At 73.3% G+C, this 26678-nt stretch carries 21 protein-coding genes and 1 riboswitch; of the genes, 14 read left to right on the top strand and 7 right to left on the bottom strand.

All coding sequences use genetic code 11. The features are described 5' to 3' along the window. Positions 1–93 precede the first annotated feature (93 nt). The 4 genes from OIE12_RS19750 to OIE12_RS19765 all read left to right on the top strand — a co-directional run bounded on the left by OIE12_RS19750 (position 94) and on the right by OIE12_RS19765 (position 5580). Positions 94–1083, top strand: coding sequence for an ATP-grasp domain-containing protein (locus OIE12_RS19750; protein ID WP_329137113.1), 990 nt, complete (start codon positions 94–96; stop codon positions 1081–1083). A gap of 15 nt (positions 1084–1098) precedes the next feature. Next, a complete protein-coding gene (locus tag OIE12_RS19755) occupies positions 1099–1920 on the top strand; it encodes an ATP-grasp domain-containing protein (protein WP_329137115.1) in 822 nt (273 codons plus the stop codon). A 124-nt stretch (positions 1921–2044) separates the two neighbouring features. Continuing rightward, on the top strand, positions 2045–3706 hold the full coding sequence (locus tag OIE12_RS19760; protein WP_329137116.1) for a succinic semialdehyde dehydrogenase: 1662 nt from the start codon (positions 2045–2047) through the stop codon (positions 3704–3706). Between the two features lie 68 nt (positions 3707–3774). Beyond that, positions 3775–5580: a GMC family oxidoreductase gene (locus OIE12_RS19765; protein WP_329137118.1), complete on the top strand. Its 1806-nt coding sequence runs from the start codon at positions 3775–3777 to the stop codon at positions 5578–5580. 161 nt (positions 5581–5741) lie between these two features. Here the strand turns inward: OIE12_RS19765 and OIE12_RS19770 are convergent, their stop codons facing one another. Continuing rightward, a complete protein-coding gene (locus OIE12_RS19770; protein WP_329137120.1) occupies positions 5742–6848 on the bottom strand; it encodes an LAETG motif-containing sortase-dependent surface protein in 1107 nt (368 codons plus the stop codon). A 559-nt stretch (positions 6849–7407) separates the two neighbouring features. Further along, positions 7408–7722, bottom strand: coding sequence for a chorismate mutase (locus tag OIE12_RS19775; protein ID WP_329137123.1), 315 nt, complete (start codon positions 7720–7722; stop codon positions 7408–7410). Positions 7723–8077: 355 nt separating this feature from the next. Between OIE12_RS19775 and guaA the strand changes: the two genes are divergently transcribed. Continuing rightward, entirely contained in the window at positions 8078–9652 is a 1575-nt protein-coding gene (guaA, locus tag OIE12_RS19780; protein ID WP_329137124.1) for a glutamine-hydrolyzing GMP synthase, read from the top strand. A 23-nt stretch (positions 9653–9675) separates the two neighbouring features. Here the strand turns inward: guaA and OIE12_RS19785 are convergent, their stop codons facing one another. Continuing rightward, positions 9676–10173, bottom strand: coding sequence for a pyridoxamine 5'-phosphate oxidase family protein (locus OIE12_RS19785; RefSeq protein ID WP_329137126.1), 498 nt, complete (start codon positions 10171–10173; stop codon positions 9676–9678). A 163-nt stretch (positions 10174–10336) separates the two neighbouring features. On the opposite strand from OIE12_RS19785, the gene OIE12_RS19790 reads away from it, so the two are divergent. The 3 genes from OIE12_RS19790 to OIE12_RS19800 all read left to right on the top strand — a co-directional run bounded on the left by OIE12_RS19790 (position 10337) and on the right by OIE12_RS19800 (position 13341). Beyond that, positions 10337–11131 carry a class II aldolase/adducin family protein gene (locus OIE12_RS19790; protein WP_329137129.1) on the top strand — a complete coding sequence of 265 codons (795 nt, stop codon included), beginning with the start codon at positions 10337–10339 and terminating at the stop codon, positions 11129–11131. Between the two features lie 226 nt (positions 11132–11357). Further along, the gene (locus OIE12_RS19795) at positions 11358–12635 is read left to right on the top strand and encodes a hypothetical protein (RefSeq protein WP_329137130.1); all 1278 of its coding nucleotides are present in this window, start codon (positions 11358–11360) and stop codon (positions 12633–12635) included. A 178-nt stretch (positions 12636–12813) separates the two neighbouring features. Next, entirely contained in the window at positions 12814–13341 is a 528-nt protein-coding gene (locus OIE12_RS19800) for a DoxX family protein (protein ID WP_329137132.1), read from the top strand. Positions 13342–13416: 75 nt separating this feature from the next. Here OIE12_RS19800 and OIE12_RS19805 read toward each other — a convergent pair whose 3' ends face one another. Together OIE12_RS19805 and OIE12_RS19810 are read right to left on the bottom strand one after the other, a co-directional pair. Continuing rightward, positions 13417–13659: a hypothetical protein gene (locus OIE12_RS19805; RefSeq protein WP_329137134.1), complete on the bottom strand. Its 243-nt coding sequence runs from the start codon at positions 13657–13659 to the stop codon at positions 13417–13419. Beyond that, positions 13646–15112, bottom strand: a complete 1467-nt coding sequence (locus tag OIE12_RS19810) for a PspC domain-containing protein (RefSeq protein WP_329137136.1) — start codon at positions 15110–15112, stop codon at positions 13646–13648. The genes OIE12_RS19805 and OIE12_RS19810 overlap by 14 nt, the downstream gene beginning before the upstream one ends. Positions 15113–15290: 178 nt before the next feature. On the opposite strand from OIE12_RS19810, the gene OIE12_RS19815 reads away from it, so the two are divergent. The 3 genes from OIE12_RS19815 (at position 15291) to OIE12_RS19825 (ending at position 17839) form a co-directional block, all read left to right on the top strand. Then, positions 15291–16583, top strand: a complete 1293-nt coding sequence (locus OIE12_RS19815) for an ATP-binding protein (protein WP_030380422.1) — start codon at positions 15291–15293, stop codon at positions 16581–16583. Next, positions 16580–17305, top strand: a complete 726-nt coding sequence (locus OIE12_RS19820; protein WP_329137138.1) for a response regulator transcription factor — start codon at positions 16580–16582, stop codon at positions 17303–17305. The genes OIE12_RS19815 and OIE12_RS19820 overlap by 4 nt, the downstream gene beginning before the upstream one ends. Positions 17306–17485: 180 nt before the next feature. Beyond that, positions 17486–17839 carry a hypothetical protein gene (locus OIE12_RS19825; protein WP_329137140.1) on the top strand — a complete coding sequence of 118 codons (354 nt, stop codon included), beginning with the start codon at positions 17486–17488 and terminating at the stop codon, positions 17837–17839. Here OIE12_RS19825 and OIE12_RS19830 read toward each other — a convergent pair. After that, a complete protein-coding gene (locus OIE12_RS19830; protein WP_329142073.1) occupies positions 17817–18830 on the bottom strand; it encodes a tellurite resistance/C4-dicarboxylate transporter family protein in 1014 nt (337 codons plus the stop codon). The two genes, OIE12_RS19825 and OIE12_RS19830, sit on opposite strands and share 23 nt — an antisense overlap. Before the next feature lie 253 nt (positions 18831–19083). On the opposite strand from OIE12_RS19830, the gene OIE12_RS19835 reads away from it, so the two are divergent. Next, a complete protein-coding gene (locus tag OIE12_RS19835) occupies positions 19084–19971 on the top strand; it encodes an AraC family transcriptional regulator (protein WP_329137142.1) in 888 nt (295 codons plus the stop codon). Between the two features lie 56 nt (positions 19972–20027). Further along, positions 20028–20474, top strand: coding sequence for an SRPBCC family protein (locus tag OIE12_RS19840; RefSeq protein ID WP_329137144.1), 447 nt, complete (start codon positions 20028–20030; stop codon positions 20472–20474). On the opposite strand, the gene OIE12_RS33495 is transcribed toward OIE12_RS19840, so the two are convergent. After that, on the bottom strand, positions 20471–23200 hold the full coding sequence (locus OIE12_RS33495) for an NlpC/P60 family protein (protein ID WP_443053864.1): 2730 nt from the start codon (positions 23198–23200) through the stop codon (positions 20471–20473). The two genes, OIE12_RS19840 and OIE12_RS33495, sit on opposite strands and share 4 nt — an antisense overlap. 125 nt (positions 23201–23325) lie before the next feature. Next, positions 23326–23499: riboswitch (cyclic di-AMP (ydaO/yuaA leader) on the bottom strand. A gap of 464 nt (positions 23500–23963) precedes the next feature. Here OIE12_RS33495 and OIE12_RS19850 point away from each other — a divergent pair. Next, positions 23964–26615: an ATP-dependent DNA helicase gene (locus tag OIE12_RS19850; protein ID WP_329137146.1), complete on the top strand. Its 2652-nt coding sequence runs from the start codon at positions 23964–23966 to the stop codon at positions 26613–26615. Positions 26616–26678 lie beyond the last annotated feature (63 nt).

Below are 26678 nucleotides of genomic sequence, written 5' to 3' on the forward strand. Positions count from 1 at the left end.
CGCACGCGCCGTTCATGACATCCTGTGGCGTCGCGCGACGTCACGGGAGGCCGTATGGGAACGGCGGACGTCCGGGGGGTTTGGGGAAGGTCGATGAGGCTCTGCTTCCTGGTGGAGGAGCAATACCGCCGCGACGGGATGCCGGTCGAGGTGATCCGGCAACTGACCTCCTGGGGGCACCAGGTGGACGTCGTGCGGCCGGGCAGTTCCCTGCTGCGCGTCTCCGAGGACGTATGGGCCGGCACTCATGACGCGTGGGTCCTCAAGACCGTTTCCGGCGGGCCCGGGCTCACCCTGCTGGAGGCCGCCGCCTCCGTCGGCATGACGACCGTCAACGACGCCCGGTCGATACGGGGCGTGCGGGACAAGGCGCTCGCCGCCGCCATCGGCCGCAGCCGCGGGCTGCCGCTCCCGCCGACCTACGCGGCCGCCCGGCCCGAACTGCTGGCCGAGATACCGGAGTCGGAGTACCCCCTCGTCGTCAAGCCCGCCGACGGCAGCTCGGGGCGGGCCGTGCACCTGGTCACGTCGCCCGCCCGGCTCGCCGAGCTCGTCCCCGTACTGGCGGGGGAGTCCATGCTCATCGCCCAGCCCTATGTCCCCAACTCCGGGATGGACCTCAAGGTCTACAGCGTCGGCGGTGAGCTCTACGCCACAGAGCGCCGCTCCCCGCTCCACCCGGACCACGCGGTGCGCGAGCGCGGCGTGCCGCTTCCCGCGGAGGTCGCCGCGGTGGTCGCCCGGGCCGGGCGGGTCTACGGTCTGGACCTGTACGGCGTCGACGTCCTGCTCGGGCCCGACGGCCCCGTCATCGTCGACGTCAACGACTTCCCCAGCTTCCGCCGGGTCCCGGACGCGACGGCCCGGGTGGCCCGCGCGGTGCTCGAACTGGCGCGCGGCGGGGGCCGGGCCTCCGCTGCCGCCGAGCAGTCCTTCGTACACCCGGCCGAGCAGTCCTTCGCGCACCCGTCCGGGCAGCCCTTCGCACAGCCGTCCGAGCGGCACGACACCGCCGTCGAGCCGCCGCAGCTGCCCCGCCCCCGCTCCGCGCAGGTCACCGCCGCCGCGCGCGAACGCATCTGAGGACCCGGGGACCCCGTGAGGATCGGCCTGATCACCTCCGCCCCCGGGCATCCGCTGCTCGCCGCCGCCACCGCCCTGCTCACCCCCGGGCACCAGGTGGTGCACCTGGACCCGGAGACGACCGACGCGGCCACCGCGCCCCTCGCCGACGTCCATCTGCTCAAGGCCCGCACCCCCCGCGCCCTTGACCTCGCCGCCGCGCTGGAGCGGCGCGGCGTCCCCGTCGTCAACTCGGCGGCGGCGACCGCGCTCTGCCAGGACCGCACCGTGATGGCGGACCTGGCCCTGCGGGCCGGACTGCCGTTCGCGGCCACCCGCACCCACGCCACCCTCGCCGAGCTGGCCGCCGGCCCGCCGCTCACCGGCCCGGTGGTGGTCAAGAGCCGCCACAGCCGCAGAGGGGACCTGGTGGCGCGGGCCGACAGCGACGCACGGCTGCGGGAGCTGGCCACCGCCCTGCCGCGGGAACCGGTCGTCGTACAGGAGTACGCGCCGAACAGCGGCGACGACCACAAGCTGTGGGCCGTCGGCGAGCGGACCTTCGCCGCCCTGCGCCGGTCGGAACTCTCGCCCGAGGGACGGGGCCCGGCCCGGCCGCTCCCCGAGGGCGGGCTGCCCGCCGACTGGGCCGGCCTGGTCCGCCGCGTCGGCGAGGTCTTCGCGCTGGACGTCTACGGCGTCGACATCCTCGACACGGGCGACGGCACCCCGCTCATCGTCGACATCAACGCCTTCCCCGGCATCCGGGGTCAGTCCGGCGCCCCGGAGGCGCTGGCGGCGCTCGCCCTGGCCGTGGCGGGCGGGGACAGGAAGCCACGGCCCACCGCGACGCCCTGATCAGCCCCTTCGCTGCCAGTGATCACTGGCGCGATGTGTGCACCCGGTGAAGGCCCGGAAAGCGTGGCGAATCGTCGTTACCGACGGGTACCAAAACGCCGCGACCCGGCATACCCTGCGGCTCATGACCGACGCCCAGGCCCCCGCGCCGACCCCCCGCACGGCCACCCGGTCCACCCCGTCCGACCCGGACGCGGCGGCCGGCACCAACCCCGTCGCCCCCGCCCCCGACGGCGTGCGCACGGCCGCCGACGTGGTGACGCCGGAGCTGGTCGCCCGGCTGGCCAAGGGCGTCGTCGGCTCCGGCCGCACCGCGAGCCACACCCCGTTCACCGGGGAGAAGCTCGCCGACCTGCCCGAGTCGACGCCCGAGGACGTACGGAAGGCGTTCGAGGAGGCCCGCGCCGCACAGGCCGTCTGGGCGCAGGTGCCGGTCCGCGAGCGGGCCGCCGTGCTGCTCCGCTTCCACGACCTGCTCCTCGAACGCCAGGGCGAAGTCCTCGACCTCGTCCAGCTGGAGACCGGCAAGGCCCGGCTGCACGCCCACGAGGAGGTGCAGTCCGTCGCCGTCACCGCCCGCCACTACGGCCGCAGGGCGCGCGCCTACCTGCGGCCCAAGCGGCACACCGGCGCCGTACCCACCCTGACCAGGGTCACCGAACTGCGCCACCCGCGCGGCGTCGTCGGCCAGATCGCCCCCTGGAACTACCCGCTGGAGCTGTCCGTCGGCGACGCGCTCCCCGCCTTCGTGGCGGGCAACGCGGTCGTCATGAAACCCGACACCGAGACCTGCCTGACCGCGCTGTGGGCCCGTGACCTGCTGATCGAGGCAGGGCTGCCGGACGGGGTCTTCCAGGTCGTGCTCGGCGAGGGCCCGGTCGTGGGGCCCGAGGTCGTCCGGTACGCCGACTACGTCTCCTTCACCGGCTCCACCCGCACCGGCCGCGAGGTCGCGCAGGGCGCCGCCGCCCGCCTCGTCGGCGTCTCGCTCGAACTCGGCGGCAAGAACGCCATGCTGGTGCTGGACGACGCGGACGTCGAGAAGGCCGCCGCCGGCGCCGTCCGCGCCTGCTTCTCCTCCGCCGGACAGCTCTGCATCTCCATCGAACGGCTGTACGTCCACGAGTCGGTCGCCGACGCCTTCCTGGAGCGCTTCGCCGCCCGTACGAAGGCCATGCGGCTCGGCACCTCCCTCGCCTACGGCGCCGACATGGGCTCGCTCGTCGGCGAGCGCCAGCTGGAGACCGTCACCCGGCACGTGGAGGAGGCCGTCGCCAAGGGCGCCCGGGTCGTCGCCGGGGGCGTGCCCCGCCCGGACATCGGCCCGTACTTCTACGAGCCGACCATCCTCGAAGGCGTCGAGACCCCCATGTCCGTCTGCGGCGAGGAGACCTTCGGCCCGGTCGTCTCCGTCTACCGCTTCGAACGCGACGACGAGGCGGTCGAACGCGCCAACGCCACGTCGTACGGGCTCAACGCGTCGGTCTGGACGAAGGACGCCCGGCGCGGCCGCGCGGTCGCCGCCCGGCTGCGCACCGGCACCGTCAACATCAACGAGGGGTACGCCTCCGCCTACGGCAGCGTCCAGTCGCCGATGGGCGGCATGAAGGACTCCGGCCTCGGCCGCCGCCACGGCTCCGAGGGCATCCTCAAGTACACCGAGGCCCAGACCGTCGCCCAGCAGCGGCTGCTGCCGATGGCCCCGTCGCTGGGCATGGACGACGAGAAGTACGTGGCGTTCATGAGCCGGAGCCTGCGGCTGATGAAGGCGCTGCGCCTCCGCTGACCCACCCCACCACCGCCCGTTCTCAACGGACCCACCCCACCACCGCCCGTTCTCAACGAGGAGAGCACGTGTCGCAGGAGAACTCTGTCCAGACCCGGGACGAGAACGGGTACGACTACGACGTCCTCGTCGTCGGCTCCGGCTTCGGCGGCTCCGTCACCGCCCTCCGGCTGACCGAGAAGGGCTACCGCGTCGGCGTCCTGGAGGCCGGCCGCCGCTTCGCCCGGGAGACGCTGCCGAAGAACTCCTGGGACCTGAAGAACTACCTCTGGGCACCGCGCCTCGGCATGTACGGCATCCAGCGCATCCATCTGCTCGGCAACGTCATGGTGCTGGCCGGCGCGGGCGTCGGCGGCGGCTCCCTCAACTACGCCAACACCCTCTACGTCCCGCCGAAAGCCTTCTTCGACGACCCCCAGTGGCGCGACATCACGGACTGGGAGAAGGAGCTCCGGCCGTACTACGACCAGGCCCGGCGCATGCTCGGCGTACGGCTCAACCCGACGATGACCCCCTCCGACGTCCACCTCAAGGCGGCGGCCGAGCGGATGGGCGTCGGCGACACCTTCCACCTGGCGCCCGTCGGCGTGTTCTTCGGCGACGGCAAGGACGCCACCGGTGAGGCCGAGGCCGCGCCGGGCGCGGAGGTGCCCGACCCCTACTTCGGCGGGGCCGGGCCCGCCCGGCGGGCCTGCACCGAGTGCGGCGAGTGCATGACCGGCTGCCGGCACGGCGCCAAGAACACCCTCAACGAGAACTACCTCCACCTCGCCGAGAAGGCGGGCGCGGTCGTGCACCCCATGACCACCGTCGTCTCGGTGACCGACGACTCGCGCGGCGGTTACGCCGTCGCCACCCTCCCCACCGACGACCGCCGCAAGGGCGCCGGACGCCTCTTCACCGCCCGCCGGGTCGTCCTCGCGGCCGGCACGTACGGCACCCAGACACTGCTGCACCGCATGAAGGCCGGCCGCCAGCTGCCGCACCTCTCGCCGCGGCTGGGCGAGCTGACCCGTACCAACTCCGAGGCGCTGGTCGGCGCGCAGACCGACGACCGCCGCTACCGCAAGGCGCACGGCGCGCCCCGGGCCGACTTCACGCGCGGCGTCGCCATCACGTCGTCCGTCCACCCGGACGCCAGCACCCACATCGAACCGGTGCGCTACGGCAAGGGCTCCAACTCGATGGGCGGCCTGTCCATCCTTCAGGTGCCGTACGCGGAGGGCGGCTCGCGGGCGCTGGCCTGGCTGGCGAACGTGGCCCGGCATCCGCTGCTGATGGTGCGGTCGCTGTCCAACCGGCGGTGGTCGGAGCGGACCATCATCGGGCTGGTCATGCAGTCGCTGGACAATTCCCTGACGACGTATCTGAAGCCCAGCGGCACGGGCAAGGGGCTGCTGACGGCACGGCAGGGGCACGGCGCCCCCAACCCGAAGCAGATCAGGGCGGCCTCCGAGGCCGCGACCGCCCTCGCCGAGGAGATCAACGGCTTCGCCGGCAGCAACGTCGGCGAACTCATGGGCACCCCGCTCACCGCGCACTTCCTCGGCGGCTGCCCCATCGGCGACTCGCCCGACACCGGCGTGATCGACCCGTACCACCGGCTCCACGGCCATCCCGGCATCTCCGTGGTGGACGGTTCGGCCGTCTCCGCCAACCTCGGCGTCAACCCGTCGCTCACCATCACGGCGCAGGCCGAGCGGGCGATGTCGTACTGGCCCAACAAGGGCGAGGCGGACCCGCGTCCGGCGCCGGGGACTGCGTACGTGCGCCTCGACCCGGTTCAGCCGCGCCACCCGGCGGTCCCGGCGGAAGCGTTCGGCGCGCTGCGGCTGCCGTTCCTGGGGGTGCCGGCGGTGCCGCCGAAGAAGTAGGCCCTGCGCTTTCGGCCTTGCGGTTGCGGCTCTGCGCTTTCGGCCCTGCGCGGACAGAGAAGAAGGACCTGTGCCCCCCTCCTGGCTCAGGTCCTTCTTCTCTGCCCCGCGAGCTGCTCTGCGAGGCGAGCGGCGGGCCTCCGGGGAGGCCCGCCGGGCGGTCAGGCGGCCGCGTTCCCGCTCTTGCGGCGGCGCACCGCGAACACCGCGCCCGCACCGGCGACGACGGCGATGCCGCCGACGAGTCCGATGGTCGGGAGCATCGAGCTGGAGCCGGTCTCGGCGAGGCTGCCGGTGACCGGGAGCTCCGCGGCGCCGCCCTGCGGCTTCTTGCCGCCGGCCGGCTTCTCGCCCTTGTCACCCTTGTCGACCGGAGTGGCCTGACCCGGGTTCTCGTTGTCGCTGCCGGGCTTGAGCACGGTGAACTCGTAGTAGCCGAAGGTGTTGTGGACGCAGTTCAGCTTCTCGTCCACGTAGCCGCCCAGGCCCACGGTGAAGCCGTCGCCGGCCGGGGCCTTGGCGGTGATGTCCAGGCGCAGCTGGATGTCGACGGTCTCCTTGGCGCCGAGGTCGGTCTCGCCGAAGAAGATGCCGTTGCCGAGGTCCTCAGAGATCGACTTCCAGGTCTTGGTCTCCGGGTCGAGGTACTGGACACGGGCGTAGTTGCTCAGCCAGTCCTTCTCGTTCTCGCTCACCGAGTCGTTGTCGACGAGCACGAACCAGTCCACCGTGCCGAGGGACTGGTCGCTGTGGTTGGCGGCGGTCAGCGTGAACTTGTGCCAGCCGCTGCCCGCGACGATCTTTCCGGGCAGCCCGGAGACGCCGATGGTCAGCGCGGAGCCGTCGTCGCCGTTGTCGTCGACAGGGCAGTCGGTCGGCTCGTCGGACGGGGTCTCCTTGGCCGTCGAGCCGTTGCTCGGGGTGGCCGGGGCGGAGGACGAGGACGTGCCGTCCGGCTGCTCGCCGGTCTTGTCGGTCCCGTCGGCGTCGCCGGTCTTGTCGTCCGCGGAGTCGGAGCCGTCCGTGGACGTGGTGTCGTCGCCGGACGTGCTCGTGTCACCCGAGCCGTCGGCGTCGTCGCCGGAGGTGGGGGCCGTGCCGGTGGTGGTGTCGTCGGACGGCGTGGTGCCCGTCGTCTCGGTGGACTGGGCCGTCCCGGTGCCGGTGGACGGGTCGGTGTCGGCGAAGGCGGCACCCGCCGCCATCAGCGACAGCGGGGCTATGGCAGCCGTCGCGGCAGCGGTGACCAGAGCGCGGCGAAGCTTCATGAAGACCTCGAGGAGTCGGGCGTACCGCCCCCCTGGCGGTACGAACGGCGGAGGCCTCCGCGTGTGGGGCGCGGGTGTGGCCCTTGGTTCCGATGGTGTGACCGACCGCAACCGGCAATGGTTGTCCCCGTCTTCACGAGATTCTTATGTGGAGTGGGTCACACGGAGGGCGGGGTGCGCGAAGGGCCCCGTGGAACCCGCCGGTGCGGCGGGCGTGATGTTCCACGGGGCCCTTCTCTGCGCCGGCACCGGCGGTCAGGGCGGCACCGGTGCCGGGGGAACGGCGCGGGGGAGGGGAGCGCCGTCGACATGTGGTTGTTCGTCGCCGGTCGGCCCCGGGCGTCCCCGGGACCGGCCGTCTCTTGGGTGACCGGGCTGCTGTCCCCTGCCGTCCGGTCACAACCCTGGGGCGAGGTCCCACGACGCACGGCGTGCATCCCGTACGTCTCATCGCCCCAGCGGAGCCACGCGTGGTTTCTTCGGGCCCGCCCCTGGCTGGCACGGACACCTCTACCAACGACGAGTTGTGGCGTGGGTCACGCGCTGGAGGAAGAGATGTTCAGACGCGGCCGCGGCACAGCTCGAGCAGGGTCATGGCGAGGGTGGTACCGGGCTTGCCGAGGGCGTCGCTGTAGCGGCCGAGGATCTCCATCTCGCGGGAGAGGTTCACGCGGCGGCCGCCGGAGGCGATGCGGGCGTCCTGGATGACGGCGGAGACGGCCATGCGTTCCTGGACGAGGCCGAGGATGCGGTCGTCGAGGGCGTCGATGCGGTCGCGGGCGCCGGTGATGAGGCCGGCGGCCTCGGCGGTGCGGGCGCCGGTCTTCTCGGTGGTTCCGGTGGTTCCGGTGGTCTCGGGGTGGATCGCGGTCATCGGGGGCTCCTTGCCGGGTGTGGCTCTCGACGGCCCCGGGGTGACAGGTCCCGTACACGCAGAGCGCCCCGGGCCTGTGTGGCCCGGGGCGCCTGGGAAGTCGCTTGTCAGTTGCTCAAGCAGCACGACCATGGCAGCCGGCGGGCCGGTTGCCATAGGTAAAGAGGAAGGTCGGGTGCGTGCTGAGCATGGGGCCAGTATGCCGTGCGGAAACGGCGCGTCCAGTCGGGCCCGCATGATGAGACGGGCGCGGGGAAGCGACCCCCGCCCCGGCGAACCGTCGGCCGCGGCCCCCCGCCCGCCCCCGGTAGACTCGACCCCACACACCCCTTGCTCATCCGCCGGAAGGCAACCCGTGTCAGAAGCGTCCCCCGCCACCCCCGACACCGTCCTGGTCGTCGACTTCGGCGCGCAGTACGCCCAGCTCATCGCCCGCCGCGTCCGCGAGGCCCGGGTGTACAGCGAGATCGTGCCGAGCACCACCCCGGTCGAGGACATGCTCGCCAAGAATCCGGCGGCGATCATCCTCTCCGGCGGTCCCTCCTCCGTCTACGAGGAGGGCGCGCCCACCCTCGACCGCGCGCTGTTCGAGTCCGGCGTCCCCGTCTTCGGCATGTGCTACGGCTTCCAGCTGATGGCACAGACCCTCGGCGGCACCGTCGACAACACCGGCGCCCGCGAGTACGGCCGCACGGAGATGGCCGTCAGCAAGCCGTCCTCCACGCTCTTCGAGGGCACCCCCGCCGACCAGTCCGTCTGGATGTCGCACGGCGACGCCTGCTCCGCCGCACCCGACGGCTTCAGCGTCACCGCCTCCACGGACGTCGTCCCGGTCGCCGCCTTCGAGAACGACGAGAAGAAGCTCTACGGCGTCCAGTACCACCCCGAGGTCATGCACTCCACGCACGGCCAGCAGGTTCTGGAGCACTTCCTCTACCGCGGGGCGGGCCTGAGCCCCTCCTGGACCACCGGCAACGTGATCGAGGAGCAGGTCGCCGCCATCCGCGAGCAGGTCGGCGACAAGCGCGCGATCTGCGGCCTGTCCGGCGGTGTGGACTCCGCGGTCGCCGCCGCCCTCGTGCAGAAGGCGATCGGCTCGCAGCTGACCTGTGTGTACGTCGACCACGGGCTGATGCGCAAGGGCGAGACCGAGCAGGTCGAGAAGGACTTCGTGGCCGCGACCGGCGTCCAGCTGAAGGTGGTGGACGCCAGCGAGCGCTTCCTCGCCGCGCTCAAGGGCGTCAGCGACCCCGAGCAGAAGCGGAAGATCATCGGCCGCGAGTTCATCCGGGTCTTCGAGCAGGCCCAGGCGGAGATCATCGCGGACGAGGGCCCGGCGGTCGAGTTCCTCGTCCAGGGCACCCTCTACCCCGACGTCGTCGAGTCCGGCGGCGGCACCGGCACCGCCAACATCAAGTCCCACCACAACGTGGGCGGCCTCCCCGAGGACCTCGAGTTCCAGCTGATCGAACCGCTGCGCAAGCTGTTCAAGGACGAGGTCCGCATGGTCGGCCAGGAGCTCGGCCTGCCCGAGGAGATCGTCCAGCGCCAGCCGTTCCCCGGCCCGGGGCTCGGTATCCGCATCGTCGGCGAGGTCACCAAGGAGCGGCTCGACCTGCTGCGCGACGCCGACGCGATCGCCCGCGAGGAGCTGACCGCCGCCGGCCTGGACCGCGACATCTGGCAGTGCCCGGTCGTGCTCCTCGCCGACGTCCGCAGCGTCGGCGTCCAGGGCGACGGCCGCACCTACGGTCACCCGATCGTGCTGCGCCCGGTCTCCTCCGAGGACGCCATGACCGCCGACTGGTCCCGGCTGCCGTACGACGTCCTCGGCAAGATCTCCACCCGGATCACCAACGAGGTGCGCGACGTCAACCGCGTCGTCCTCGACGTGACGAGCAAGCCGCCGGGCACCATCGAGTGGGAGTGAGCACCGCCCTCCGCGGGCGCTGCTCAGGTCCGCCGGAGGGTCCGCACCGGCTCTCCGGGTTTCCAGACCTGGACGACCAGGTACGTGTCGTCCTCGACGGCGGTCCGCGTGACCTCCGTCAGCTCGGTGCGGAAGAGGTGGAACGGCTGCGGCGGTTCCACCTCTTCCACGTACCTGGCCCGCACCGCCGCGTCCGTCACCTCCACCGCCCGCCCGCAGATCCGTACGTCCCCGCCGCCCATCGCCGTGCCCGGGCCCTGGTTGGCCTGGAGCGCGAAGCGCGGATCGCGGCGCAGGTCGAGCGCCTTGAGCGAGTCCGGCATCATCCCGAACCACAGCTCGCCGTGGAGGAACCGCACCTCCATACCGCTGGTGCGTGGCGCACCGTCCTTGCGGAGGGTCGCCAGTGTGTGGTGGGTGAAGGCCTCGAAGCGCTCCTGGGCCGTCCGTGCCAGTTCCGGCTCGGCCGCCGCGAACTCCGCCCATCGTGCGCGCGCCTGCGTGGTGTGCGTGGTGTCCATACGACCGAGCATCGCCCGCAAAGACGACACCTTCTGTCGGGTATTGCACAAGGCCGGTCGGCGCCTGGTCACCGCCCGCCAACTCTTCTCCGAAACCTCTGTCCTCCCGGGACGGACCGGCGGTAACTTCCGCCCCGTGAACGAAGCAAGTGCGGGAGCACACATGCACGGACCCACCCCGCCACCGCCCCTGCCCACCGACAAGCTCCGGTTCGCGCTGCCGCCCAAGCACGAGTCGACGGACGCCGAACGCCGCCACCGCAAGGAACGGCTGGCCGGAGCCCTGAGGCTGTTCGGCCGCCACGGATTCGAGGACGGGGTCTCCGGCCACATCACCGCACGCGACCCCGAGTTCAGCGACTGCTTCTGGGTCAACCCGTTCGGCATGCCGTTCGGGCACGTCACCGTGAGCGACCTGGTGATGGCCAACTCCGAGGGCCAGGTCGTCGAGGGGAACTACCACGTCAACCAGGCCGCGTTCACCGTGCACGCGCAGGTGCACGCCGCCCGGCCCGACGTCGTCGCCGTCGCCCACTGCCACTCCGTGCACGGACGCGCCCAGGCCGCCCTCGGCGAACTCCTCGACCCGCTCACCCAGGAGAGCTGCGCGTTCTACGAGGACCACGCGGTGTACGAGGCCTACACCGGCGTCGCCGTGGACGCCGAGGAGGGCCGCCGGATCGCCGCCGCTCTCGGCAGCCGCAAGGCGCTGGTGCTGCGCAACCACGGACTGCTCACCGTCGGCGACTCCGTGGACGCCGCGGCCTGGTGGTTCCTGTCGATGGAACGCTCCTGCCAGGTGCAGCTCGCCGCCCGCGCCGCCGGCCGCCCCGTGCTGATCGGCCACCGGCAGGCCACCGCGACCCGGGAACAACTGGGCGGCGACCTCGTCGCCTGGATCAACTACCAGCCCCTGTGGCAGCACATCAGCCGCAGCGAACCGGACCTGCTGAGCTGAGCCCCCGGCCGGGCTCCCGACCGGGTCTCCGGCACGCGTGCACCACCCCTTCAGGCCCTCCGTCAACACGCGTATGGCGCATTCACCCCCACTGACCGGACCTGACCGGCGAGCACCCCTCTGGGTACGGCACAATTCGTCGTCGCTGGGGAGTGGCAGACGGGCCGGACGCATCGCGGAACCGGCCGTACCAAGGCACGGGACGTGGGGAAGGCGGGCATCGGGCGTGGCGGTGCAGGAGGCGAGACAGGGCGCGGAGCCCACGGCCCACCGGGGCGGTTGTACGTGCGGGGACTGCCCGCACGGCGCCCGCGAGGGGCACCGGCGCGCGGTGGCGGCGTTCCTCGCGAAACGGGACGGGTACGCCTCCGGGCAGGGGCTGCCGGCGGCGGTCGCGCACTCCGCGTCCGCGTCCCGGCAGTGGGTCTCGGACGAGCTGACCCAGTCCGCCGACGCCGTCGCCGAACGCGGCCGGGCCGAGGGCGAGGCCTGGCTGGCCCGGCTCTGGCACCGCACGGCCTGCTTCGTCTGGGGCGGCATCGCGCTCCTGCTGCTGGTCCAGGCGCTCACCGCCGTCGGCGCCGGATGGTCCACGGCGCGCACCGCCGGACTGCTCGCCGCCGCGGTGATCGGCGCGGCGCTCACCGGCGCCGGGTACTGGCACCGGGCCCGCGGCGGCGCCTTGGCCCCCGTCATCGGCGAGGACAACCGCCTGTCCACCTCCCGCGCCGTGGCCGCGGGCTGGGTGCTCTTCACGGTGTACGCGGTGCTCGTGCTGGTCGGCCAGCTGGCCGCAGCCTCCGCGCACGGCCGACGCGACCGGCTGATCGCCGGGCTCGACCTCGCCCGCGGGGTGGGCGTGGTCACCGTCGTCGCCGTGGTCTGCGGGATCGCCGTGCTCGTCCGCCGGGTGGTCGGCCTGCGTGTCCTCGGCCAGCGCCTGCAGAAGGTGCGCGCGCACCGCCCGCGCGCCGCCGACCTGCTCACCGACGACTCCGGCCGGGGCAGCTTCGCCGACATCCAGTACGTGATGATCAGCGCCGTGGCCCTCGCCTTCGCCGCGGTGCGCCTGGCCCGCCGCCCCGACCAGCTCCCCGACCTGCCCTGGGGCCTCGCCGTCCTCGTCCTCGTCTCCGCGGCGACGTACCTCGCCGCCAAATACGCCGAGGGCGGCCGCCCCGTGGTCCTCTCCGTGGTCCGTGCCCGGGAGGCCGGCGACCTGGACGCCCCGATCCGCACCGGCGACGACATCGAGATCCGCGGCGCCGGTTTCGTGCCCGCGGGCGCCCAGTCGGCGGACCGGTTGTCCCGCATGGTGGTCCGCATCGGCGCCGTCCACGTCCATGTCCCCCTGGTCCCGGTGACCGGCGGCTTCGACAACCCCACGGACACCCTCCTCACCGTCCCCGTCCCGGCCGACGTCGAGCCGGGCCGCGTCGACGTCCAGGTGGTCACGGCCGCCGGAGTGGAGACCAACCGCGTGACCATCGAGGTCCTCGACTGAGCCACCGGGGTGAACAACACCCCCAAACCACGCATGCCGCACCCCCGAAGCTGTCTAAAACATGTCAGTACGTGGCCGGACCGTGAAAACGCCCCTGATCGTTGAGCCGTCCCCGCCTTCCGTACGTATGGTTGGTTGAGATCTCAACAGTCCAGCGGGCGAGAGGCGGCGACCGGCAGTGACTCATGGCATCCGTTCCGAGACGCACACCCTTCATGTGGGTGAGCAGCGCGGCTGGCGGGACACCGCCACGCGGTACGCCCTCGTCCCCCTGCGGATCTTCCTCGGCATCACCTTCATCTACGCCGGCATCGACAAGCTGACCGACAGCGCCTTCATGTCCGCCTCCGGCGCCGGCTCGCTCGGCGACACCATGCGTTCGGTCCGCGACTCCTCGGCGATCCCGGCCCTCGTCGACCTGGCCCTGAAGAGCCCCGTCGGCTTCGGCTACGCCATCGCCCTCGGCGAACTCGCCGTCGGCCTCGGCACGCTGGTCGGCCTGCTGACCCGTCTCGCCGCCCTGGGCGGTGCGCTGATCTCGCTCAGCCTCTGGCTGACCGTGAGCTGGGCCTCCGACCCGTACTACTACGGCAACGATCTCGCCTACCTCATGGCCTGGCTCCCCCTCGTCCTCGCCGGTGCCTCCGTCCTCTCCCTCGACTCGGTCCTCCACACCCGCCGCAGGCAGCGAACTCCGGCGTACTGACGCCACGCGCGCGGTCCGAGGCGACACCCGTTCCCGTCCGCCCGACCTCCGGCCCGGCAGGACCGGACGCTTCCCTCAGACCGGCGTCTCCGACGAGGCCGGGGCGGAGGGCGCCGCACGGCCCCGCCGCCGGCGGCGCACCGCCCGGCTCGTCACCCCCGCCGCGCCCGCCAGGCACAGGCCCGCCGTGACGATCGGGATGATCGCGAACCACGGTGTGGTCCACCAGCCGCCCGCGTCGCCCGCGTAGGCGATCCCCGCGGCCGTCAGGGCCAGTCCCGCTATCAGCCGGCCGGGCCGGAACTCATGACGCGGCACGGGTCACCTCCACCTGTCCGACGCCGACCTGGAGCCGCAGGTCGAACGAGCCCCCGGCTTTCTTCTCGCCCGCCGCGGGAGACAGCGTCACCCGCTTGTGCTTGTCCGGAGCCACGTCCACGTCCTTCGAGGTGTCACCCGGCAGCTGTATGTCGCCGATGCCCGCGTCGATGTCCAGCCTGACCGTGGCACCCGGTGGGAGCACGACCCGGAGCCGGCCGATCCCCACCTCCGCGTCGGTACTGACCGTCCTGCCCCCGGCCGGGCGTATTCGGCTCAGGTCGAGCGTCCCCTCGCCCGTGCCCAGGTCGTAGCTCTCCCGGACCGCGGCTGCCGAGGCCGGCGACCAGGTCGTCCGCGCCCAGTGGGTGCCGATGTCCTTCGGCAGCGCCGCCGAGGCGGCGAGGAGCCCCGCCGTGAGCACCGCCAGGATGATCGAGCCGGCGCCCGTCCTTCCTGCGAACGCGCTGATCGCTATGCCCAGGCCGAACACCACCAGGGCGCAGGAGAGACCGGTCTGCAGACTGGTGCCCAGGGGGTGGTCGTCCCAGGTCAGCCACGTCCCCAGGCCCCCGGCCAGCAGGGCGAGCGAGAACACCCGGCCGCCCGTGCGGCGCGGACCGCGCGACCGCAGCCTCGGCACCGGCGGTATGCCCAGGCGGTACGGGATGCCGTGGGCGATGTTGACCGCGGCCTTCACGTCCCGGTCGGGAACGTCCGGCGGGCCCCACAGATAGCCGGTGCCTCCCTCGTGCGTGCCGTCCTTGACTATCGGGTCCCGCCACCAGGAGGGATAGGCCGCCGCCACCGGCGGGGCCGTGGCCTCCGGTGGTGCGTCGGCGGCGGCCTGGGCGGCCAGCGGGTCGGGAGCGGGGGCACCGCGCCGCCGGGACCAGTACCCCGCGCCGGCCAGGAGCAGCGAGAGGACCGTGGCGAACGCCAGCATCGTGCCGTTTTTCAGCAGGGAGAGGAAGACCCCGCAGCCGACCAGCGCGAACAGCACGGCGGCGAGCGCCGGGCCGTCGACGCGCCCCGTCAGCAGCTTGCGCACCTCGTTCTCCTCCTCGTCCTCGAACGGGACGAAGAGCCAGACGAAGCCGTAGAAGAGGAGACCGAGACCGCCGACCGCGGACAGCACCGCGAGACCCACCCGGAAGATCACCGGGTCCATGTCGCACTGCCGGCCCAGCCCCGCGCACACCCCGCCCAGCATCTTGTACCGGCGGTCACGGCGGAACCGCTGCGGCACCTCGACGCCCGGCGCGTCCCCGGCGGTTGCCGGGTCCTCGTGCGCGCGCGGTTCCTCTCCGGGGCCCGGCCCGGATGCTCCGGAACCCGGCTTCTGCCCGGGCCCCGGTCCGGGCACGGACCGCCCCGGCCCGGCCTCCGGCTGCGGAGCGCCCGGGCCCGGGCCGGAACCCGGCCCCGCTGCCGCGTGTCGCTGATCTGTCATGCGTCCATCGTCCCCGCCCCACCGCCCGCACGGCAGCAGGGATGACCCTGGCAGAACCCTGATATCCGCCCGGACCCCCGCCGGGGAGATGTTCGATCACCACCGGGCCGAAGATCAGGGGAGTCTCGGGGACGATCCCTGATACCCGCCGTCCGCCGGACGTGTGACCATCGATGGCATGCCGGAAGCCGCCACAGCGCCACTCGCTCCTCCGCGGCCCCCGCGCAAGCTCTACCGCAGCAGCGACGGACGCTGGCTGGGCGGGGTGGCGCGAGGGCTCGCCGGACACCTCGGCCTGCCCGTGATCTGGGTCCGGCTGGTGTTCGCGGGCCTGTTCATGGCGGACGGCCTGGGCGCCCTGCTCTACGCCGCCTTCTGGTTCTTCGTACCGCTCGGCGTCGGCGGGGTGGACGACCGCCGGCCGCCCTCCCTGGTCGGCACCGAGACCTCGCCCGACGGCCGGCGCAGACTCGTGGCCCGCAAACCGGACAGAGGGCAGATCGTCGCGCTGCTCCTCATGGTCGTCGTGGCGATGGTCTTCGTCGGCAACGTCAATCTCGGCGACGGTGCCAAGGCCTATCTGTGGCCTGCGGTCCTGGTCGGTGCCGGCGTCGCCCTCGTCTGGCGGCAGGCGGACAACGCGCGGCGGGCCCGCTGGGCCGAGGTCGGCCGCCGCCGGCGCACCCTGACCCTCCTCCGCTCCGCCGCCGGTGTCCTGCTGGTCACCGCCGGAGTCTCCGCGATCTTCGTGCTCCAGGGCTCCGCCGCACATCTCGGCTCGGTCCTCCAGGCCGCCCTCGCCGTCCTGGTCGGCATCACGCTGCTCGCCGGTCCCTACCTCATCCGCATGACACAGGACCTCTCCGAGGAGCGCCTGATGCGCATCCGCGCCCAGGAGCGCGCGGAGGTCGCCGCCCACGTCCACGACTCGGTGCTGCACACCCTGACCCTGATCCAGCGCAACGCGGAGAACGCGGGCGAGGTGCGGCGCCTGGCCCGTGCCCAGGAGCGCGACCTGCGCGCCTGGCTCTACAAACCCGAGGGCAACGGCAAGGAGGAGGACGAGGAGCCCGACACCCTGGCCGAGGCCGTCCGGCGCCACGCGGCCGAGGTCGAGGACAAGCACGGCGTCCCCATAGAGGTGGTCGTGGTCGGCGACTGCCCGCTCGACGAGCGCATCGGCCCGCAGATGCAGGCCGCGAGGGAAGCCATGGTGAACGCCGCCAAGTACGGTGGCGACGGCGGTCCGGTCCAGGTCTACGCCGAAGTCGAGGGCAGGACGGTCTTCGTGTCCGTCCGTGACCGCGGTCCCGGCTTCGACCTCGACGCGATACCCGCCGACCGCATGGGAGTCAGACAATCGATCATCGGCCGCATGGAGCGCAACGGCGGCACGGCACGGCTGCGGGCGGTGCCCGACGGCGGCACGGAGGTCGAGCTGGAGATGGAGAGGGCGGAGAAGACGTCATGAGCGACGCGAACGGGGCGACCGGAGCGGCCGGGCCGGAACCGGAGGGCGGGGGCGCGGCCGGACGCCGGGTGCGGGTCGTACTCGTCGACGATCACCGCATGTTCCGTACGGGGGTGCAGGCCGAGATCGGGCAGACGGAGACCACCGGGGTGGAGGTCGTCGGCGAGGCCGCGGACGTCGACCAGGCGGTGAGCGTCATCACCGCCACCCGCCCGGAGGTCGTCCTCCTCGACGTCCACCTGCCGGGTGGCGGCGGCGTCGAGGTGCTGCGCCGCTGCGCACCCCTGATGGCCGACATCGAACAGCCGGTGCGGTTCCTGGCCCTGTCCGTCTCGGACGCGGCGGAGGACGTGATCGGGGTGATCCGTGGCGGCGCCCGCGGCTACGTCACCAAGACGATCACCGGCTCCGACCTCATCGCCTCCGTGTTCCGGGTCCAGGAGGGCGACGCGGTCTTCTCCCCGCGTCTGGCCGGGTTCGTCCTCGACGCCTTCGCCTCCACGGACGCCCCGCCGGTCGACGAGGACCTCGACCGTCTCACCCAGCGCGAACGCGAGGTCCTGCGCCTCATCGCCCGCGGCTACGCCTACAAGGAGATCGCCAAGCAGCTGTACATCTCGGTCAAGACGGTCGAGTCCCACGTCTCGGCGGTACTCAGAAAGCTCCAGCTCTCCAACCGCCACGAGCTGACCCGCTGGGCGACGGCCCGCCGGCTGGTGTGACGCGCCGCGGGGGTGGCGGCGTCGCTCCGGGCGGGGCGCCACTCCGGCCGGGGTACCGCTCCGGTGGGGACGCGAGGTCGGCCGGGGTACCCCGCCGGGCCGGTGGGGCAGGGTGTCCGGGGGCGCGGGGCCGACCCCGGCGGGTCGGAGTGGGGAGGGGCCCGATTAGGCTCCGGGCCCATGGACGTACTCATCCACCTCTTCGTCGGCCTGCACATCATCGGAATCGCCGCGCTGCTGGGCGGGTTCCTCACCCAGGTGAAGGCGATGGGCCGCGGCACCGCCCGGTTCGTGCCCGGGATGCTGCACGGTGCGCTGACGATGCTGGTCACGGGTGCGGTCCTGGTGGGGCTCAGCCAGGCGAACGACTACTCGGTCGACACCGTCAAGATCGGCACCAAGCTCGCGCTGCTGATCGTCATCCTGGGGCTGGTCTACGTCAAGCGCGACGAGGAGACGGTCGACAAGCGGCTGTTCGGGCTGGTCGGACTGCTGACCACGGTGAACATCTTCATCGCGGTCCTGTGGACCTGACGGTCCGGACCGCTCGCAGGGGTCCCTCGGCGGCGCCCACGGCGACGGCCAGACACGCCGCCACCGCGATCCACAGCAGCACCTGCCCCGGCGTCCGCAGCCATCCCGTCTCCAGGGCCGACGCGGCGGACAGCAGGGCCACGGCCGTCATGCCCAGCGGGAACACGGTCGACCAGCGCCGTACGTCGTAGCGCGGGCGCGGCCACCGCAGCTCGGCGGTCCACAGCACCACGTACCAGGCGAGGGCCAGCACCAGCAGGGCGATGGTCATGGAGTGCAGTACGTCCTGGTCGTCGCCGCTCCACAGGTGCGCGGGCCCCTTGCCGGCCTTGAGCAGCTTGGTCCCGGCCAGCGCGGAGATCGCGAGCGCCCCGCCCGCGACCCACTCGTCGCCGGAGCCCCGGGCGAGCTGCCGCCAGTCGAAGAAGTACAGGGCCGCGGCGTACAGGGCGAGCCCCAGCCAGAAGAACACCAGTGCCACATGGGCGAGCCACGGGGTGTGCACCGCGTGGGCCAGGGTCGCGCCGAGCACGGCGGGCCCCTGCGTAGCCACGCAGCCCAGGAACACCGCGCCGGGCATACCGCGCCGCCAGCCGCGGAGCACAAGGAACAGCAGGACCGGCCAGAGGGCCACCGCGAGAGCGAGCAGTGCCTCCGCCAGGGTCTGCCGGCCCAGGGCGGAGAGCCGTGACCCCAGCACGGTCGTCGCGGCCACGGCGCTCAGGGCGGCCGGGCTGCCCGACTCCGACAGCCACCGCCGCGGGTCCCGCAGCAGCCGTAGGACGAAGTCGGCGGCCAGCCCCAGCCAGGCCGCGACGGTGACGGCCAGGGCGATGCGGGACAGCACGTCGTACCCGGTGAGGTCCAGCCCGATCGAGAGGATGCCCGTCGCCATCACGGCGGCCCCCGCGGTGGGCGGACGCTGCGCCCACCAGGCCAGGAGCGCGGAACCGACGGTCGTGGGCCGGGGGTGCGGGGAGCTGCCTGACATGGGTTCCATGGGTTCGATGCTAGGAAGGACCGGCCGGGTCGGGCCCGGGGCACGCGCGCGGAGGACGAACGGGAAGAAAAAGAGCCACGCGCGCGTGGCGGACGAAACGAGGGCACGCGCGCGTGGAGGGCGAAAGGAAGCCACGCGCGCGTGGAGCGCGGAAAGTGCCGCGGTGCGGGGCAGGCGCGAGCGCCGAGGTACGGGGCCCGGCACACGCCGCCGTGTGGACTCGGTGCGGCGATACGCTTGCTGCGTGTTCGAATCGGCCGACTTCGACCTGGCGCCGTACGCGGGCGTCGACGCGGAACGGCTCGTGCGGCACACGTACTGCAGCTGGGAGTCGTCCGGCTGGCGGTCGCTGCTGGTGCAGTGCCTCGCGCACAGCCGGGAGGCGGAGCAGCTGGAGCTGCCCGGGACGGCCGACCTCCACCTCGTGCTCTGCACGAACGGGGACACCGTCATGCGGACCGGCACGGGCGGCAGGACGGTACGGCGGCGCTGGGTCCCCGGGCGGCTGGAGCTCATGGTCCCCGGCCGTCCGACGACACGCAGCTACCGCACGGCGTCGACGCTGCGGACCACGCAGGTGCACGTCCCGCGGGCGACCGTCGACCGGACGGCGGCGCAACTGGGCGCCGGGGAACCGGACTACGAGGCGTTGGCCGCCCGGCTCGGTGAGGGCGACGCGGTGGTCGAGCAGGTCCTGCGGGCGCTGGCGGCCGCCCGGGACGAGAGCGACCTCTACGCGGAGTCCGCCGCCTCCTTCCTCACGACGCACCTGCTGACCCGGCGCCGCGACCGCGGTCAGCTCGTGCCAGGTCCCGAACGCACGGCCGTCCGCGCGGGCATCGCCGTCATGCGGGAGCGCCTGGCCGATCCGCTCACCCTCGCCGACATCGCCGCCGAGGTCCACCTGAGCGTCTACCACTTCATCCGCGTGTTCCGCGACGCCACCGGCGAGACGCCGCACCGGTTCCTCACCCGGCTGCGGATCGAGCGGGCGCGGCACCTGCTCGCCACCACCGCACTGACCGTCGGTCAGATCGCGGAGCGCTGCGGGTTCTCCAGCCCCGGGGCGCTGTCCTCGGCGTTCCTGTCCCATGTCGGCGTCCGGCCGTCCGTGTACCGCAAGAACGCGTAACCGGGTGGGCAATTCCGCGCATGTCGTGTGCGGCCACGCCTTCCTAGCCTGGGGTGATGTCTCACAGCTACAAGGTGGCGTCCCACTCGCGGGCGACCCCCGGCGCCGTCTTCTCGCTGCTCGTCCGGGGAGGTACGTGGCCATCGTGGTCGCCGCTCGACGCGGCCGGGCTCGAGGGCGGCGGGGACCCAGACGAACCGCAGAAGGTGGGGGACACCCGGGTGTTCCGGACCGGCCGCTCGGTCTCCCTGGAGCCGATCGTGGAGCTGGTCGCCGACCGGAGATTCGTCTACGAGAACCTGAACGGGCCCTTCCGTTTCTATCGGGGCGTCGTCGAACTCGCCGAGGCGCCGCAGGGCGGCACGGACATCACCTGGTCGGCGACCTTCGCGCCGAAGGTTCCGCTCACGGGACGCCTCCTGCGGCGGTACCTGACCGGTTTCATGCAGCGGATGGCCGACGGACTCGCGGAGTACGCCGGCCGGTCCGACTCCGCCCCCTAGGCCAGGCGTATCACGCCGCGGACCGCCGCCTCGCCGGCGAAGTACACCGACTCCTCGCGCACGTACGCGCCCGGGCGGGGGGCGTGGATCATCATGCCGTTGCCCGTGTAGATGCCGACGTGGCTCAGGTCGTCGTGAAAGAAGACCAGGTCACCGGGGTGGGCGGCAGCGAGCGGGACGGTCGTGCCGCAGCGGGCCTGCTCGGCGGGGGTGCGCGGGAGCAGGAACCCGGCGGCCTTCCAGGCGGCCTGGACGAGGCCGGCGGCGTCGTACGAGCCGGGGCCGGTCGCGCCCATGACGTACGGCCGCCCGGTCTGCGCCCGGGCGAACGCGGCCGCGACCCCGGCCTTGTCGGCGGCGGGTACGCCCACCGCCGGAGGACCGGCCGTGACGGTGCCGGGGGAGGCGGGACCCGCCAGGTCGGGCAGGCCGCCCGGGGTGCCGATGGCGGGGATGCTGCCCGTGCTCTCGATGGTCGGGAGCGAGTCGCCGCGGCCGGCGGGGGCGTACGTGCCGGCGCCCGCGGCGGCCGGGAAGGCGACGGTGACGCCACCGGGTCCGTTGCCGCCGGCCGTGGGGTACGCGTCGACGTGGCCGGCGACCGGGAAGGATCCGGCGCCGCCGGTCGTGCCCGCGGCGGGGAAGGAACCGATGCCGTCCACGGCCGGGAAGCTGCCGGTGGTGCTCACGGCGGGGAAACCGCCGGTGACGCTCGCGGCGGGGTACGCGGGGGCGGCGCCCGTCGCCGGGTAGGCGGCGGTGATGGGCGCGGCCGGGTACGTCCCGGAACCGAAGCCGGAGCCGGCGTTGGCCGGGAAGCCGCTGCTCGCGCCGGGGCCGGCGGCCGGGTAGGCACCCGTGCCGCCCGTGGCCGGGTGCGCTCCGGCACTGTGCGCCGCCGGGTACGCGCCGGAGCCGACGGCGGCCGGGAAGCCGCCTGTGCCGTCCACCGCGGGGAAGGGCCCGGTGCCGTCCACTGTCGGGAGCGGCCCCGTGCCGTCCACGGCTGGGAACGAGCCCGTGCCGTCCATGCCGGGGTACGGGTACGCGCTGCCGAGGGCCGGGAAGGAACCGGTGCCGTCCGCCGACGGGAACGACCCGGTGACGCTCACCGCGGGGAAGCTCCCCGCGCCGCCCATCGCGGGGAACGACCCGGTGTTGTCCACGCCCGGATACGTACCGGTGCCGCCGACGCCAGGGAAGGCGCCCGCGCCGCCGGTCATCGCCGGGAACGATCCCGTGTTCTCCACACCCGGGTACGCCCCCGTGTTGCCGACGGCCGGGAACGACCCGGTGGCACCGACGGACGGGAAGGATCCGGTGCCGTCCACGGCGGGATACGCTCCCGCACTGCCCGCCCCCGGGTACGCGCCGGTGGTACCGGCCGCCGGGTAGGAACCGGTGCCACCCACGGCGGGGAAGGAACCGGTCCCGTCCACGGCGGGGAAGGAACCGGTCCTGTCCATGGCAGGAAAAGGACCGTTGCTGTCCAGGGCAGGAAAGGGACCGTTGCTGTCCAGGGCAGGAGACGGACCCGTACCGCCCGCCCCCGGGTACGCGCCGGTGGCGCCGGCCGCCGGGTGGGAACCGGTGCCACCCACGGCCGGAAGGGATCCGGTGCCACCCACGGCCGGGAAGGACCCAGCACTGCCCGCGCCCGGGTAGGTCCCCGCGGCGGTCGCCGGGAAGGAGGCCGTGCCGTCCATGGCCGCGGAGACAGCCCCGCTGCCCGCACCCGCGTACGCGCCGACCGCGCCGACCGCGGTGAAGGAACCCGTGCCGCCCGCGCGCACGGTGTTGCCCGCCGCGGCCCCGGTGATCGGTCCCCCCGCGTACGACTCCGCGCCGCTCCCGAGCGCCCCTGCCCCGAACGATCCCGAACCGTCCCCGGCCGCCGCGTACGCACCCGTGGGCATTCCCTGTCCCGGGGCGGGCGCGGGGGGCGTCCACGGTTGTGCGGCGGGCGCGCTCTCCAGCGCCGCGCGCGGTGTGCCCGTCCGCTGCGACAGCAGTACGCGCGCCATGGCCAGCTTCCGCTGTGTCGCGTCCTTGAACGTGCGCGGCGTCCGCTGCGGCGCGCTCGGCGAGGCCGGCCTCCGGGGCGCCGGCAACGCCGGCAGCTCCGGTCCCGACCTGCCCCGGCCACCCGGACCACCCCGGTCACCACGACCGCTCGGACCATCCGCCGCACCACCCACACCACCGGCAGCGCCAACACCACCAACACCACCCGCACCGCTGCCCGGCGCGTCCGTCCCACCCGTGCGCCCCGGCCCGAGCGCCGGTGTCGCGCGGCCGGGGCCCAGCGCGGGTGCGCCCCGTCCAGGACGCCGCTTCTCCGTCGCGGCGATCAGTTCGGCGACCGTCCTGTCGATCGACGACTGCCGCAGGCGCGACGGGTGCCCGTCCGCCGGACGTCCGGCGGACCGGCCCGACGAGGGACGGCCGGGGCGGTCCGGGCGCCGGTCGGCCGGCAGCACCGCGGCCACGGAGGGCCCCAGCTTCGCGCGCGCCGTGTCGAGCCACTGCGTCCGCTTCGCCGCCTCCGCCGCGGCCCCCGGCTGCTGCCGCTCCTTCGCGGCCATGACACGCGTCGCGTTGTAGTTCTCGGTGGCCGTCTCGACCCGTTGGTACAGGTTGTCGATCCGCTGCTGGACCTCCGCGCGGCTCGGCGCCGGCGGCTCGGCCCCGGGCGCGGACTCCGCCGCCGGAGAGATCAGGGCCATGGGGTCCAGGGCCCCCGCGGCGAGCGCGGGCGTTCCCGGTCCTGCGGCGGGCGTCCCCGGCCTTGCGGGGACGACGGGGCGCGCCCCGGCAGGAAGCGGTTTCTGGTCCGACGCCAAGAGAGGCGACTCCTTCCGTACTCCGCCTACCGGGTTAGCTGTCGGATTCGGGCGGATGGTTCCGGAAGGACTGCCCTACGGCCCGTGCGCGCGGGGCGGTTGGGCCGATTCACCCCAGGTCTCGGTTGGGTCCCCGGCTCCGGTCGGCCGCGGGGGCGGGCCGGACTCGGCGGAGGCCGCGCGGCCCGGCGACGTTCGCCGGTTGCGTCGAGCGGCCTGTCGGCACCGTAGCCAACTTGTGTCCCTCGTGTGAAGGTCGAAGTGCGTTATGTCCGATACATTTTTGTGACCTTCGCGTGAGGATTCGGTTGCCGGAGCGGTCCGGACCAACCGGCGGAATCGTTCCGCCGGTTGACCCGTCCACCGGCCCGTTCCCGCCTCGCCGCGCGGCCACCAGCGATGATCGCGCCGGGAACGCCGCCCCGGCGCCCGGCCGTGCCGCCGGGTCCCGGCCGGCACGGCTGTTCCGCCGCCACCGCTGAGAGCTTCGTCACGCGGGACGCCCCGCCGCCTCCCACGTACTGCGGCGGACCGCCCCGCGCACTGCCGTGGACCGCCCCGCGTACCGCCCGGACCGCCCGCGTACCGCCCGGAGTTTCCGAGGGGGCGGCCGGTTGTCGGTGGGGCGCCCTAGACTCGGAGAGCGATGAGCAGCCTCTTTGACGACAGCTTCCTGGCGGACCTCCAGGCCCCGCGGGCCCGCGAGGAGGAACCCCCGCCCCCGCCCGAGGACGAGCACGCTCCGGAGCAGGTTCCGGACGATCTGTTCGGCGGGAAGTTCGACACGCCCCCGGACCGGGACTCGTACTACCGCAACGGCGCCCCCCGCCCCGCCCTGGACGCGGCGGCGCTGCTCGACGGGCTGAACGAGAACCAGCGCGCGGCCGTCGTGCACGCCGGCTCCCCCCTGCTCATCGTCGCCGGCGCCGGCTCCGGCAAGACCCGCGTGCTCACCCACCGCATCGCGCACCTGCTGGCCGAGCGGAGCGTCCACCCCGGCCAGATCCTCGCGATCACGTTCACCAACAAGGCCGCGGGCGAGATGAAGGAGCGCGTCGAGCAGCTCGTCGGCCCGCGCGCGCACGCGATGTGGGTGATGACGTTCCACAGCGCCTGCGTCCGCATCCTGCGCCGGGAGAGCAAGCGGCTCGGCTTCACCTCGTCCTTCTCCATCTACGACGCCGCCGACTCCAAGCGCCTGATGGCCCTCGTCTGCCGCGACCTGGACCTCGACCCCAAGCGCTTCCCCCCGAAGTCCTTCAGCGCCAAGATCAGCAACCTGAAGAACGAGCTGATCGACGAGGAGGACTTCGCCGCCCAGGCTGCCGACGGCTTCGAGAAGACGGTCGCCCAGGCCTACGCGCTCTACCAGTCGCGGCTGCGCGAGGCCAACGCGCTCGACTTCGACGACCTGATCATGACGACGGTCAACCTGCTGCGCGCCTTCCCGGACGTCGCCGAGCACTACCGCCGCCGCTTCCGCCACGTCCTGGTCGACGAGTACCAGGACACCAACCACGCCCAGTACGCCCTCGTCCGCGAACTGGTCGGCACCTCCGAACACCCGGTCGACGTGCCGCCGGAGGCCCAGGTGCCGCCCGCCGAGCTGTGCGTCGTCGGCGACGCCGACCAGTCGATCTACGCCTTCCGCGGCGCGACCATCCGCAACATCCTCCAGTTCGAGGAGGACTACCCGGACGCGACGACGATCCTGCTGGAGCAGAACTACCGCTCCACGCAGACGATCCTCTCCGCCGCCAACGCGGTCATCGAACGCAACGAGTCCCGCCGCCCCAAGAACCTCTGGACCAACGCGGGCACGGGCGCGCGGATCACCGGCTACGTCGCCGACACCGAGCACGACGAGGCCCAGTTCGTCGCCGACGAGATAGACCGCCTCACGGACGCGGGCGAGGCCAAGGCGGGCGACGTCGCCGTCTTCTACCGCACCAACGCCCAGTCCCGTGTCTTCGAAGAGGTGTTCATCCGCGTCGGCCTGCCCTACAAGGTCGTCGGCGGAGTCCGCTTCTACGAGCGCAAGGAGGTCCGGGACGTCCTGGCCTACCTGCGGGTCCTCGCCAACCCGGAGGACTCCGTTCCGCTGCGCCGCATCCTCAACGTGCCCAAGCGGGGCATCGGAGAGCGCGCCGAGGCGATGATCGACGCCCTCGCGCAGCGCGAGCGGATCAGCTTCTCGCAGGCGCTGCGGCGCGTCGACGAGGCGTACGGCATGGCGGCCCGCTCCACCAACGCCGTCAAGCGGTTCAACGTGCTGATGGAGGAGCTGCGTACGGTCGTCGAGTCCGGGGCCGGCCCGGCGACGGTCCTGGAGGCGATCCTCGAACGCACCGGCTACCTCGCCGAGTTGCAGGCGTCGACGGACCCGCAGGACGAGACCCGGATCGAGAACCTCCAGGAACTCGCCGCCGTCGCCCTGGAGTTCGAACAGGAGCGCGGCGCCGGGAACAGCGCGGGAGGAGCGACGGCGGCACCGGACGCCACCGCGACCGAGGGCGCGGGAGCGGATGCCGCAGGTGCGGCAGCGGATGCCGGGGACGCGGGTGCGGGCGCCGAGGGCGCCGGTGCCGGTGCGGGCCCCGGCGGCACCCTCGCCGACTTCCTCGAACAGGTCGCCCTGGTCGCCGACTCCGACCAGATCCCGGACGAGGAGGAGGACGGCTCGGGCGTCATCACCCTGATGACCCTGCACACCGCCAAGGGCCTGGAGTTCCCCGTCGTCTTCCTCACCGGCATGGAGGACGGCGTCTTCCCGCACATGCGTGCGCTCGGGCAGACCAAGGAGCTGGAGGAGGAGCGGCGACTGGCGTACGTCGGCATCACGCGCGCGCGGGAGCGGCTCTACCTGACCCGCTCGACGCTGCGCAGCGCGTGGGGGCAGCCGTCGTACAACCCGCCCTCCCGCTTCCTGGAGGAGATCCCGGACCAGCACGTGGAATGGAAGCGGACGGGGTCGGTCGGTGCGCCGGCCGGGGACGGCAGGCCGGGGCGCGGCTCGGGCGTGGCGGCCTCGCTGTCGTCGTCGCTGTCCTCCTCGTTCCCGTCCCGTTCGCGTTCCTCGGCGGCGGGCGGTGCGGGGTTCGCGACCGGCCGGGGCGGCGCGGGGGAGAAGCCGGCCGTCGACCTGTCCGTCGGCGACCGGGTCACGCACGACCAGTTCGGCCTCGGCACGGTGGTCTCGGTCTCGGGCGCGGGCGCCAAGGCGGAGGCGACGATCGACTTCGGCGACACCAAGCCGAAGCGGCTGCTGCTGCGGTACGCGCCGGTGGAGAAGCTGTAGCAGGAGCGGTCCGGCCCGCCCGGGTGGGCGGGAACGGGCCGCCTCGCGCGGCGGCGGGGGCTG

Origin of the sequence: Streptomyces sp. NBC_00670 (assembly GCF_036226765.1) — a bacterium.
Taxonomy (GTDB): Bacteria; Actinomycetota; Actinomycetes; order Streptomycetales; family Streptomycetaceae; genus Streptomyces.